The organism is Cumulibacter manganitolerans (assembly GCF_009602465.1).
GTDB lineage: Bacteria > Actinomycetota > Actinomycetes > Mycobacteriales > Antricoccaceae > Cumulibacter > Cumulibacter manganitolerans.
Window position 1 is genome coordinate 22,506 of record NZ_WBKP01000023.1, and the last position, 12,525, is coordinate 35,030.

The window sequence follows — 12,525 nt, forward strand, 5'->3', positions numbered from 1 at the left end:
AGCTCGTCAGCCGGCGACGTCGCGGCGCCGGAAGGTGAGTACGGCGATGGCGGCGAGGACGACGACCGTGCCGATCGCGACGGCCGCCCCGCCGGCCGAGATGCCGTTGCGCAGCGGGTCGTGCGCGCCGTACTGATAGAACGGCGAGACCCGCTGCACCGGCTCGAGCCAGTCCACCAGCGGGGCGAGGCCGTTGACGACGTACGCCGCGACCGCCGCGACGCCGGCCACCGCCTTGGCCAGGCCGGGCCGCCCGGTCGCCGATCCGACCGCCAGCGCCAGCGCACCGAAGACCAGCCCGAGCAGAACCAGGTGCGTGAGCGCGGCCGCGATCTTGTCGCCGTCGACGTGGAGCTCGAAGGCCGGCCCGAGCACCAGGAACGTGAGCGCCGCGACGGCGCCCAGCACCGCCGCGCCGATGACCATCGCCCCCAGCTTCTCCAGCACGATCCGGGTCCGGCTCACCGGCTGCGCGAGCAGCAGGTCGAGCGTGCGGCTGTCCTCCTCGCCGGCGATCGCGTTCGCGCCGGCGCCGATGGTGTACAGCAGCACCAGGATCGGCCCCATGAAGGCGAACAGCTCGATCTGCACGTAGCCGACGGGCGTGCTCATGTCCGCGCCGGACATCGCGAACAGATTGCGCAGCACCTCCGGCATCTGGTCGAGGTAGTCCGAGAACGTCGGCAGGTCGCGGATCGACGGCCAGAACGACATGTACATCGCCTCCAGCGCCGCGAAGCTCACGGCCCATGCGAGCAGGGTGCGGCGCTGGTCGAACAACGCCTTCAGCAGCACGCTACGCAGCATCGGATGGCCCTCCTCCCGCGACCGAGGCCGATGGCTGTATCGCCTGCTGTGCGCCGTAGTAGGCCAGGAAGGTCTCCTCGAGCCCGGCCTCGGCGCAGTCCAGATCGACGATGTGATGCCGGGCAGCGGCCTTCATCAGGTCGTCGAGGGCGGACTGCGGGGCCTGGCAGACCAGCTCGCTGCCACTGACGGACAGCTCGCGCAGCGACGGGATCGGCTCGAAGTCCTCTCGCCGGATCGGCCCGCTGAAGGCGATCCGCACGTGGTGCAGCGACTTGGTGCGCAGGTCGGCGAGGCGCTCGACGGCGATCAGCCGGCCGCCGCGCAGGATTCCCACGCGGTCGGCGATCTGCTCGACCTCACTGAGGACGTGCGAGCTCAGCAGTACCGTCCCACCGCCCATCGTGTGCTCGCGCAGGAGATCGTGCACCGAGCGCTGCGCCAACGGGTCCAGCCCGCTGGTCGGCTCGTCGAGGATCAGCAGCCGCGGCGAGGACATCATGCCCAGCAGTAGCGCGAGCTTCTGGCGGTTGCCCTTGGACAGCTCCCGGGTACGACGCGCCAGGTCCACCCCCAGCTGCGTCGCGAGCTCGCCGGCGCGCACCGGCGGCGGCTCACCGCGCAGCCGCGACAGGTATTCCACGTGCTGGCCGCCGGTCAGCTTGTCGTACAGCGACGTCTCGCCCGAGACGTATCCGATGTCGCGGTGCAGCTGCGGGGCCTCGCGCCACGGATCCCGGCCGAGCACCTCGGCCCGTCCGCGGGTGGGCCGCAGCAGCCCCATGAGCAGCCGCAGCGTCGTCGTCTTCCCCGCACCGTTGGGTCCCAGGTAGCCGAAGACCTCACCCGGAGCCACGTCCAGGGTGAGGTCCTCCAGCGCCGGCGTCCGGCCGTAGCTCTTCGTCAGGCCGCTCGTGCGGATGACCGATTCAGCGGGCATGCCGCCATCATCCGTCACCGCGTCGCCGCTCGACAGTGCCCGGCGCGACTTCGGGCCTTTGGACCCAACGGAGCGGGGCGGGTGAGCTCGGGCCGTGCGGCGTCTCGACGTCGGTCGCTGGCGCTCCCTCGCTCGACGACCGTGGGGATGCGTGCGGGTCCGTGCCGGCCCTTGACGTGCGGCGTCTCGACGTCGGTCGCTGGCGCTCCCTCGCTCGACGACCGTGGGGGTGCGCGCGTCCGGCACGTGGATCGGGGTTGTGCACGCACCTTGGGGTTCGGTACGGACGTGGGGCCGGTCGGCCCGGCTTTCGTGCACAGGTCCACCGGATGCGCACGGCTCCGCGCCGGCCCTCGAGCGTGCGGGGCTTACCGGCTGGAGAGCTGCTCCTTCATCTTGGCGATCGCGAAGCCCCACCCCTGGGCGACCTTCACCTTGCCCGGCACCGAGATCTCGTCGGGGTTCGTGCGGACGTCGAGCAGCACCGGCCCGGGGGTCGCCAGCGCCCACGAGACGTCGCCCGGCACCGAGGCCGGATCCTCGACGCGGCGCGCCTGCAGCCCCATCGCCTGCGCGACGGCAGCGAGGTCGGGGTTGTCCAGCTGGGTGCCGAACTCCGGCAGGCCGCCCTGCTCCTGCTCGAGCTTGACCATGCCGAGCCGGCCGTTGTTGAAGACCATCAGCTTCACCGGCAGGTCGTAGGTGACCGCCGTCCGCAGATCGCCCAGCAGCATCATCAGGCCGCCGTCCCCGCAGAACGCGATCACCTGACGGTGCCGGTCCAGCGCCTGCGCGCCGAGTGCCTGCGGCATCGCGTTGGCCATCGAGCCGAGGTTGTACGAGCCGATGAGCCGCCGACCCGGGCCCATCTGCACGAACCGCGAGAGCCACACGGTCGACATCCCGGTGTCACTGGTCAGGATCGCGTCGGCGCTGGCATGCTGGTCGATCGCCGCCGCCAGCGCCTCGGGCCGGATCCGGTCGTCCGGGTTGTCGAAGACGCTGCGCGCCTTCGTCAGCAGCGAGCGGTCGTCGAAGTCCGGGTCGATCAGCTTGCGCTGGCTCTCCTGCCAGTCCGCGTACCGCTCGGTCGCTGCGTCCAGGTGCGCGCTGTCCGACCGCTCGGCCAGCCGCGGGAGCAGCGCCACGAGCGTCTGCCGGACGTCGCCGACGAGGGCATGCGCGACGGCGGTACGTCGTCCGATGTGCGACTGCCGGGCGTCGAGCTGGACGGCGGGAGTGCCCTCCGGGTACCACTCGCGATAGGGGAAGTCGGTCCCCAGCATGACCAGCAGGTCGGCGTCGTCCAGCGCCTGCACCGCGGCCGGGTTGCCGATCAACCCGGACTGGCCCACCTGGTACGGGTTCTCGTGCTCGAGCGCCTCCTTCGCCTTCAGCGTCAGCACCATCGGCGCCTGCAGGATGCGCGCCAGCTCGAGCACCTCGGCGCGGGCCTCGCGGGCACCGATGCCGACGAGCAGCGTCACCTTCGCGGCGTTGCCGATCGCGCCGAGCGCCTCGTCGATCTGGGCGGCCGGTGCCGCGGCCCACCGCGCCGGGGGAGCGAACGTCGGGACGCGGGCGCCCTTGGGCATGCTCAGCTCGCCGAGGTCGCCCGGCAGGGTGAGCACCGCGACGCCGGACTCCGCGTAGGCGGCGTTCACCGCCTGCTCGAGCATCAGCGGCATCTGCTCGGCGCTCGTCACGGTCCGCGCGAACACCGCGACGTCCGCGAACAGCCGGTTGTTGTCGACCTCCTGGAAGAAGTCGCTGCCGATCTCCGAGCTGGGCACCTGGCCGCAGATCGCGAGCACCGGCGCGTGCGACTTCTTCGCGTCGTACAGCCCGTTGAGCAGGTGGATCGAGCCGGGCCCCACCGTGCCCACCGCGACGCCGATCGTCCCGGTCAGCTGCGCCTGCGCCGACACCGCGAAGGCGCCGGCCTCCTCGTGGCGGACGCCGATCCACTCCATCCGCGAGTCGCGGCGGATCGCGTCGGTGATCGGGTTGAGCGCGTCGCCGACGACGCCCCACACCTGCCGGACGCCGTGGTCGGCGAGGGCCGTGACGATGCACTCGGCGATGGTGGTCATCAGCGGCTCCCGTGGACGGTCGAGCGGAGATCGGTGCCGAAGCTGTCGGCGCGCGCGTGCGCCCAGTCGTCCGCCCAGGACGCCGGTGGCTGCTCGAGCAGCTCGCCCGGCTGCAGCCAGCCGAACAGCTCGGCGTACGACGCGGTCTCGGTCTCGGTCACGTTGCGCCGCAGCATCGACGGACGCAGGTCCGCCGGGTCACGCACGCCCATCGCCGCCATGATGCTGACCGCCTCCTCCACGCTCGACTTCTGGAACCGGTACGCCCGTTCGCTCTTGTCCGGCACGTTCAGCGCCCGGTTGCGTCGCGGATCCTGGGTGGCGACGCCGGTCGGGCAGGTGTTGGTCTGGCAGCGCTGCGCCTGTACGCAGCCCACCGCCATCATCATCGCTCGGGCGGCGTTCGTATAGTCCGCGCCCTGGATCAGCCGCTTCACGATGTCGTTGCCGGCCGCGATCTTGCCCGAGGCGCCCACCTTGATGTGCTCGCGCAGCCCGGTGCCGACCAGCGCGTTGTGCACCAGCATCAGGCCCTGGGTGAGCGGCATGCCGACGTGGTCCTCGAACTCCAGGGGCGCCGCGCCGGTACCGCCCTCCGAGCCGTCCACGATGATGAAGTCGGGGGCGGTGCCGACCTCCCGGATCGCCTTGCAGATCGCCAGCACCTGCTCGCGAGAGCCCACGCACAGCTTGAAGCCGGCCGGCTTGCCGCCGGAGAGCTCACGCATCCGCGCGATGAACTCGATCAGCTCCACCGGCGTCGAGAACACCTTGTGCCCGGGTGGGCTGACGCACTTCTCCCCGACGGGGACGCCGCGGGCCTCCGCGATCTCCTGGCTCACCTTGGGCCCCGGCAGGACGCCGCCGATCCCCGGCTTGGCGCCCTGGCTGAGCTTCAGCGAGACGCACTTCACCTGGTCCTTCCGCGCCTTCTCGGCGAACTGGTGCGGGTCGAAGCCGCCGTCCTTGGTGCGGCACCCGAAGTACCCGGTGCCGATCTCCCACACCAGGTCGCCGCCGTTCTCCTCGTGGTACTTCGACAGGCCGCCCTCGCCGGTGTCGTGGGCGAACCCGCCCATCGCGGCGCCCTTGTTCAAGGCCCGGATCGCATTCGGCGACAGGGCGCCGAAGCTCATCGCCGAGACGTTCAGCAGGGACATCGAGTACGGCTGCGCGCAGTCCGGGCCACCGATGCGGACCCGCGGGGGCGTGTCCGGCGCCGTCACGGGGGCGATGGAGTGCACGAGGTACTCGTAGCCCATCGCGTTGACGTCCCGCTCGGTCCCGAAGGCCTGCTCGCCGTGGATGCCCTTGGCGCGCTCGTAGATGATCGTCCGGATGTCCCGGTCGAACGGCCGTCCGTCCCAGTCGCGCTCGATGAAGTACTGCTGGATCTCGGGCCGGATGTCCTCGAGCAGGTAGCGCAGATGCCCCACGACGGGGTAGTTGCGCAGGATGCTGTGCTTCTTCTGCGCCAGGTCGCGCGCGGCGAGCCCACCGACGGCGGCGCCCAGTGCCGCGAGCACGGAACGAACGGAGCTGCTACGGGTCATCGAACTTCCTCTCTGGGCGATGCCGGCGCGGCAGGGTGGTCGCGCCGGATCGCGGTCCGGTTGATGCGGAGATCGGGGTCGACGTGCATCAGCTCGCCGGCCTCGAGCAGTCGCCAGCGGCCTTCGTCGAGTGGCTCGCTGGCGATCACCACCGAGGCGGTGCCGTCGAGATGGTCACTGTGCACGCGGGTGCCGAGGGAGCTGCGGTGATCGAGCGGCTCGTCGCCGTCGCGGCGATCCAGCATCCACAGCTCGTTCGTCTCCGGGAGCCGCAGCGCCCACAGGTCGTGCTGCTCGATCAGGACGAAGTTCAGCGAGCGCACCGGCAGGTTGTCGACGATCCAGCCCACGGCCGAGACGATCCCGTCGTGGACGTCGCCGGTCGCGGCAATCTGCCGGGTGATGAGCGCGAGCACCCGCTCGGAGTCCGTGTCGCCGCGCACCCGGGCCAGATCCGCACCGAGATGCGCCTCCAGCCTCGGCAGGTCGCCGACGCTTCCGTTGTGCGCGAAGATCCGCCCGTCCAGCGTGAACGGGTGGGTGTTCTCGGTGCACACCGGCGTCCCGGTGGACCGGCGCACGTGCGCGACGAACGTCGCGCTGTGCCGCTTTCGCGCCGCCGTCGCGAAGGACGCGTCGACGTACGCCGCGATGGGCTCCTTCTCCACCTGGGGCCGGCCCCGCTCGTCGAAGGTGCCCAGGCCGGTGCCGTCCGGGTTCGCGTGCCCCTGAGCCCGGAGGCTGTCGGGCGCGCCGAGCAGCCAGAACGTCGCTGCCACCCGCGTGCGGCCCGCGGTCAGCCCGAACAACCGGCACATCGCCACGCCTCCCGTCGGTACCTTCGTGGGCCCGTCCGGTGGGTGCCTCCTGTCGACGTGCCGCCCGTATCACCTGACGCTAGTTAACGAGGCTGAGCGACAGCCAAGAGCACGACCGGTCGCTCAGGCCGGCTCGCGCTGCGCGACGCGACGGCGGGCGCGGCCGCTGGCCAGATCGATCAGGCCGACCACGCCGGCGAGGGCGATGAACACCCCGATCGCGCCGTACGCCGCGATGAAGGCCGTGTCGTACCCGCGGTCGAGCGCGACGAAGAACGCGGCGGTGATGATCGCGATGCCGATGGCCGTGCCGACGCGCTGGCCGGTCGACATGATGCCGCCGGAGCTTCCGGCGTACTCGACGGGCACCTCGGCGAGAGTGAGCGCCTGGTTGGGGCTGATGACCATGCCCTGCGAGATGCCGATGAACGACAAGGTCAGCATCAGCCACCACGGGCTGATGCCGTGCGACTCGTGCGCGAGCACGATGCCGATCGAGGCCACCACGCCGATCAGGGCCACGCCGATTCCGGCGACGACCAGCTTGCGGCCGTAGGTGAACACGATGCGCCCGGTGATCTGCGGGACGATCGCCGAGAAGACCGCCGACGGCACGCCCATCAGGCCGCTCGCCAGCGCACTGAAGCCGAGGCCGTTCTGCAGGTACAGCGCGCTGACCACCCACACGCTGGTCAGGCCCATGAAGAACACGCCCGCCAGCGTGGAGCCGTAGGCGAAGCTGGGCGTGCGGAACAGCTGCAGGTCGACCATCGGCGCGCCGCCGCGGGCGGCGTACCGCCGTTCCCAGCGCACCCACACGACGATCAACGCGGCTCCTACCACGAGCAGCACGTAGATCGCCGGTCCGATGCTGCGCTCGAGGAACGGCAGCATGATGAACAGGATCGCCACGCCGAGCAGCGCGACGCCGACCGGGTCGAGGTCGACCTTGGGGCGCGGGCCGGTCTGCGCGCGATCGGCCGCCGCCGGCCCGGTCCAGGCGGCGGATGGCATCCAGATCCGGCCGACGACCATCGCGATCGCCGCGATCGGGACGTTGATGAGCATCGCCGTCCGCCAGCCCCACTGGTCGCCGAAGCCCAGCACCAGCACGCCGCCGAGCACCGGCCCGATCGCGACCGAGACGCCGACGACGCTGCCGAACATCCCGAACGCGATGCCGCGCGCCTTGCCGGAGAAGAACTGCTGGATCATCCCGACGCCCTGCGGGCTGAGCAGACCGGAGCCGAGCCCCATTAGGACCCGGGCGAGGTTGAGCACCACGGGATCGGGCGCCAGACCGGACAGCAGCGAGCCGAGGCCGAACACGACGAGGCCGCCCATGAACAGCCGCCCGCGCCCGTACAGGTCCCCGGCCCGACCGGCCGCCACCATCACCACGCCGAAGGCGAGCGTGTAGCCCGAGAGCACCCACTGGATCGCCTGGTCGGACGCGCGGAGCGAGGTCTGCATGGTCGGCAGCGTGACGTTGACGATCGAGATGCTCAGCAGCGACATGAACAGCGGGACGAGGATCGCGACCAGCAGCTTGCGCTGCTCACCGGTCATGCGTGCGGCCGGCCCCGCCGTCTCCTGCGTGCTCACCACATCAAACGCCTCATCGTCTCCGGTGCCGACGCTCGGATCGTACGCCGACGTCCCGGACGGGCCGCCCGGCCGCGGCGCGGCCCGGTGCGCGGACGGCACCCGGGCAGCGTCTCGCGCCGTGAGAGCCGGGTGAAGCGCCGCGAGCGCGCCGTTTATGGTGAGAGTGACCCGCACCACCGTTCGCGCCAGCGCTGCTAGGAGATTGTTGATGACGTACGAGTTCACCCAGCAGGGCCGGGACCTGCTCGAGAAGGTCAAGTCCTACATGGACGAGTTCATCTACCCGAAGGTGGACGAGTACCACGAGGAGGCGGAGCGCCTCGGCCACAGCGGCTTCCCCGCGATGCTCGATGACATGAAGCAGGCGGCCCGCGACCGCGGCCTGTGGAACCTGTTCATCCCGCACCTGGACCCGTCGGCGCCCGGCACCAAGCTGTCGAACGTGGACTACGCCCCCATCTCCGAGGAGCTCGGCAAGGTCGGCTTCGCCTCCCAGGCGCTCAACTGCGCGGCGCCGGACACCGGCAACATGGAGATCCTCAACCTGTACGGCTCGGAGCGCGTGAAGCGCGACTGGCTCGATCCGCTGCTGGAGGGCGAGATCCGCTCGGCGTTCTCGATGACCGAGCCGGCGGTCGCTTCGTCCGACGCCACCAACATCGGCCTGCGCATCGAGCGCGATGGCAACGAGTACGTCCTCAACGGCACGAAGTGGTTCTCCTCGGGCGCCATGCGCGACAACTGCAAGGTGCTGGTCGTGATGGGCAAGACCGACCCGTCGGCGCCGCGCCACCTGCAGCAGTCGATGATCGTCGTCCCGAAGGACACCCCCGGCGTCTCGATGGGCCGCCAGCCGCACGTGTTCGGCTACGACCACGGCGGTGGGCACCCGGAGGTGCACTACGAGAACGTCCGCGTCCCGGCCGAGAACCTGCTCGGCGAGGAGGGCAGCGGCTTCGCCATCTCCCAGGCCCGCCTCGGCCCCGGCCGCATCCACCACTGCATGCGGTCGATCGGCGTCGCCGAGCGCGCGCTGGAGCTGATGGTCAAGCGCTCCCTGGAGCGCGAGACGTTCGGCAACCTGGTGGCCCACAAGGGCGTCGTGCAGGACTGGATCGCCGAGGCGCGCATCAACATCGACATGCACCGCGAGTACGTGCTGCGCACCGCGCACCTGATGGACACCGTCGGCAACAAGGCCGCCGCCACCGAGATCTCCGGGATCAAGGTCGCCGTCCCGCGGATGGCCCTGAAGATCATCGACGACGCCATCCAGGTCTTCGGCGCCGCCGGCGTCACCCAGTTCGCCCCGCTGGCGGAGATGTACGCGAGCATGCGCACCCTGCGGATCGCCGACGGCCCGGACGAGGTGCACAAGATGACCATCGCGCGCCGCGAGATCCTCAAGCACGACGGGACCTTCCGCATCAACCCGATGCTCGGCTCGAAGAACAAGACCTCCTCCGACGACGAGGTCCCGGTGATGCGCCCGTAGCGGCGTCCGGCCCGGGCGGCGGTCTCGCCGCTGCCCGGAGATCGACGAGCGAGAGGCGCCTTGTCCACCCGGGGTGGGCAAGGCGCCTCTCGTCTGTCGTTTTGGCGGCTGTACCAGGGAAGCGGCGACCGAAGCCGTCAATCCGCGCGGCCGCCGCGACCGGCGGCTAGACCCACTCGAGCTCCTGGCTCGGGCCGAAGATCTCGTAGTGGATCTGGTCCTCCGGTACGCCGCGCCGGCGCAGCGTGCTGCGGACGGTCCCCATGAACGGCAGCGGTCCGCAGAGGTAGATGTCCGCGTCGTCCGGCAGGTCGATCTTCTCGAGGTCGATCAGCCCGGTCCGCAGGTACTCGTGCGCCTCGCGGGTGCCGAGGCTCTCGTACCACCGGTGCAGGCTGGCGCCGGGCAGTGCCGCGACGAGCTCCTTGAGCTCGGAACGGTGGGCGTGCCGGGCCGGCGTGCGGTCCGCGTGCAGCACCTGCACCTGCCGGGTGGAGTTGGTGCGGCTGAGGTGGTTCAGGAACCCGATCATCGGGGTGACGCCGATGCCGGCCGAGATCAGCATCAGCGGCGCGTCGGACTCGGTCAGCGTGAGCTCGCCGAACGGCGCCGAGACCTCGACGAGGTCGCCCTCGAAGACGTTGTCGTGCAGGTAGTTCGACACCTCGCCGGCCGGGGCGACGCCGTCGGGGGTCAGCGTCTCGGTCACGCGCTTGACCGAGAAGCCGATCGCGTCGGCGTCGTCCACTCGGGTGATGCTGTACTGCCGGATCTGGTGCGCGCCGTCGGGCAGCACCACGGCGACCGAGACGTACTGGCCCGGCCGCGGCCGCGGGAGCGGCGTGCCGTCCGGGCTGGCCATCGTGAAGGCGACCGTGTCCGGCGACTCCTGGGTACGGCGGCGGACGACGAGCCGCCGCCAGACGTCGCCGACCTCGACCCCGGCCTCGGCGTACAGCTCGCGCTCGATGTCGATGAGCGTCTCGGCCATGTTCCAGTAGACCTCGTTCCACGCCGCGGCGACCTCCGGCGTCACCGCGTCACCGAGCACCTCGACGATGGCGGCGAACAGGTGCTCGTGGACGATCGGGTACTGGTCCGGGCGGATGCCCAGCGACGCGTGCTTGTGCGCGATCCGCGAGAGCACCTCACGCGGGTCCGGCGCGCTCGGGTCGACCAGCAGCGTGGCGTACGCGGCGATGGACGCGGCGAGCGCGCGCTGCTGCGTGCCCTGCGCCTGGTTGCCGCGGTTGAACAGGTCGCGCTGGAGCTCGGGGTGCGCGGCGAACATCCGGCTGTAGAAGATCGGCGTGATGTCGTCGATCGCGGCGCCGATGACCGGCAGCGTGGCCTTGACGATCTGGGTCGATTCGGGAGAGAGCACGAGGTGTCCTTTCGTCGGGGTGCCCTGCAGCGAAATCCTCGCTGCTAAGAAGTGGGGGTCGGGGACAGCGTGAGCAGCACGGTGCGGGTGGGCGCGGCGACCAGATCGCTGACCTGGATGGCGTCGAGGCTGGCGAAGAACGCCTCCTGCGCCTTGCGAAGGGCCGAGCGCAGCCGGCAGCCGCCACGCAGGGGGCACGGGTTGACGCCGTCGCAGTCGACGACCTCGCGGTCGCCCTCGAGCTCGCGCACGATGCTGCCCACGGAGGCCTGCTTGCCCTCGTCGGTGAGCCACAGCCCGCCGGCGCGGCCCCGGCGGGTGTCGACGACGCCCAGCTTGCGCAGGGCGGCGACCACCTTGGCGGCGTGGCTGTAACGGACCTTCAGCTGCTCGGACAGCGTGGCGGTCGTGATCGACTCCTCGTCGCCGAGGACGGCGAGGCGCATCACGATCCGGAGCGCGAGGTCGGTGAACACGGCTAGCTGCACGATGTCAGGGTACTTATTTGGTATCTGAGATGACAATTAAAGCCAGTGTGTGGTCGGACACCGCGGGCGCTCGCCGACGTCGGCCGCGGACCGTGCCGTGCGTCGCGCCGGTGTCCTCGACGTCCGACAAAACGTCGGCCGAGAGGTGATTGGACCGCCCGGAGGGCACAGCGCGGCTCTCGCTCGTCGTTTTGGCGGGCAGCGGCGTACGAAGTGGCCACCACTGGCCGGCCACGGCGGCATAGCGTGAGGCCACGAGCGAGACCGGGGGACACCGATGCGTACACCACCGACGGGATTCGCGCGGTGGCGCAGCGACGTCCCGAGCGGCGGAAACCGGTACGACGAGGAGCTGGTCGCCGGGCTGCACCGGCTTGGGGTCCCGCTACGTGAGTACGCCGTCACGGGGCCGTGGCCGCTTCCGGGCCCCGACGACCGGCGGCGGCTCGACGCCGTGCTCGGTGCCGAGCGGAACTGGCTGCTGAACAACATCGTCGGCTCGGCCGCGCCGGACGCGATCAAGGCCGCGGTCGCCGCGGGCGCGCGGGTCACCCTGCTCATGCACTACTTCCCGGCCGACGACCCGGCGCTGCCGGCGCCCGACCGCGCCCGGCTCGCGGTGACCGAGGCCGACGCGGTGGCCACTTCCGGCGCGGTCGTCGTCACCAGTGGCTGGGCCGCCGCCGAGGTGGCGAGGAGATACGGGCGGGACGACGCGGTCGTCGCGCCGCCGGGCGTCGATGCCGCCGCGCCGGCTCCCGGCTCGGTCGCCCGCGGCCGGGCCCCGACGCTGCTGTGGCTCGGCAGCCTCACGCCGACCAAGGACCCGCTGACCTTCGTGGCCGCGCTCGCGCGGCTGCGCGCCCTGGAGTGGACGGCGCTGATCGTGGGCCCGGACGCGGCGCACCCGATGCTGACGCAGCAGGTGCGGCGGCGGATCGACGACGCGGGGCTGGCCGGGCGCATCCGGCTGCTCGGGCCGCGGACCGGCGCGGCCCTCGACGACGTGTGGGACGGCGCCGACCTGCTGGTGCACACCTCGTGGTTCGAGACCTACGGGATGGTGGTCGCCGAGGCGCTGGCTCGCGGCATCCCGTCGATCGTGGCGAGCGGCACCGGTGCGGTCGAGGCGCAAGGGCCCGGGGGGACGTTCCCGCCCGGGGACGACGCAGCGCTCGCGGCCGCGCTGCGCGGTTGGCTCGAGGACGCCGATCAGCGAGGGCGGTGGCGCGCGGGCGCGTTGCGCGATCGGATGCGGCTGCCGGGGTGGGAGGCCACCGCGCGGATCGTCGCCTCGGCGCTCAGCGGATGACCGGCGGCGCCCTGGCGACGCACCGGG

Annotated in this window: 10 protein-coding genes; 2 read left to right on the top strand and 8 right to left on the bottom strand. The window is 71.3% G+C overall.

Translation table 11 applies throughout. The annotated features are described in order from the left end of the window. Positions 1-6 precede the first annotated feature (6 nt). The 6 genes from F8A92_RS10065 to F8A92_RS10090 all read right to left on the bottom strand — a co-directional run bounded on the left by F8A92_RS10065 (position 7) and on the right by F8A92_RS10090 (position 7,816). Positions 7-807 (bottom strand): ABC transporter permease subunit, encoded by an 801-nt coding sequence (locus F8A92_RS10065; protein ID WP_153505028.1) that lies wholly within the window; start codon positions 805-807, stop codon positions 7-9. Further along, a complete protein-coding gene (locus tag F8A92_RS10070; RefSeq protein WP_153505029.1) occupies positions 797-1,747 on the bottom strand; it encodes an ABC transporter ATP-binding protein in 951 nt (316 codons plus the stop codon). The genes F8A92_RS10065 and F8A92_RS10070 overlap by 11 nt, the downstream gene beginning before the upstream one ends. Before the next feature lie 368 nt (positions 1,748-2,115). Beyond that, positions 2,116-3,840 (bottom strand): thiamine pyrophosphate-dependent enzyme, encoded by a 1,725-nt coding sequence (locus F8A92_RS10075; protein WP_194291439.1) that lies wholly within the window; start codon positions 3,838-3,840, stop codon positions 2,116-2,118. Further along, entirely contained in the window at positions 3,840-5,393 is a 1,554-nt protein-coding gene (locus F8A92_RS10080) for an FMN-binding glutamate synthase family protein (protein WP_153505031.1), read from the bottom strand. Before F8A92_RS10080 ends, F8A92_RS10075 begins: the two co-directional genes overlap by 1 nt. Then, on the bottom strand, positions 5,390-6,211 hold the full coding sequence (locus F8A92_RS10085; protein WP_153505032.1) for a class II glutamine amidotransferase: 822 nt from the start codon (positions 6,209-6,211) through the stop codon (positions 5,390-5,392). The genes F8A92_RS10080 and F8A92_RS10085 overlap by 4 nt, the downstream gene beginning before the upstream one ends. Before the next feature lie 123 nt (positions 6,212-6,334). Next, the gene (locus F8A92_RS10090; protein ID WP_228389346.1) at positions 6,335-7,816 is read right to left on the bottom strand and encodes an MFS transporter; all 1,482 of its coding nucleotides are present in this window, start codon (positions 7,814-7,816) and stop codon (positions 6,335-6,337) included. 211 nt (positions 7,817-8,027) lie between these two features. Here F8A92_RS10090 and F8A92_RS10095 point away from each other — a divergent pair, with 211 nt between their 5' ends. Beyond that, positions 8,028-9,314: an acyl-CoA dehydrogenase family protein gene (locus F8A92_RS10095; protein ID WP_153505033.1), complete on the top strand. Its 1,287-nt coding sequence runs from the start codon at positions 8,028-8,030 to the stop codon at positions 9,312-9,314. Between the two features lie 166 nt (positions 9,315-9,480). Here F8A92_RS10095 and F8A92_RS10100 read toward each other — a convergent pair whose 3' ends face one another. Both F8A92_RS10100 and F8A92_RS10105 read right to left on the bottom strand, forming a co-directional pair. Continuing rightward, the gene (locus F8A92_RS10100) at positions 9,481-10,698 is read right to left on the bottom strand and encodes a globin domain-containing protein (RefSeq protein ID WP_153505034.1); all 1,218 of its coding nucleotides are present in this window, start codon (positions 10,696-10,698) and stop codon (positions 9,481-9,483) included. A gap of 44 nt (positions 10,699-10,742) precedes the next feature. Further along, positions 10,743-11,186, bottom strand: a complete 444-nt coding sequence (locus tag F8A92_RS10105; RefSeq protein ID WP_153505035.1) for an RrF2 family transcriptional regulator — start codon at positions 11,184-11,186, stop codon at positions 10,743-10,745. A 277-nt stretch (positions 11,187-11,463) separates the two neighbouring features. Here F8A92_RS10105 and F8A92_RS10110 point away from each other — a divergent pair, with 277 nt between their 5' ends. Continuing rightward, positions 11,464-12,498 (top strand): glycosyltransferase family 4 protein, encoded by a 1,035-nt coding sequence (locus F8A92_RS10110; protein WP_153505036.1) that lies wholly within the window; start codon positions 11,464-11,466, stop codon positions 12,496-12,498. Positions 12,499-12,525 lie beyond the last annotated feature (27 nt).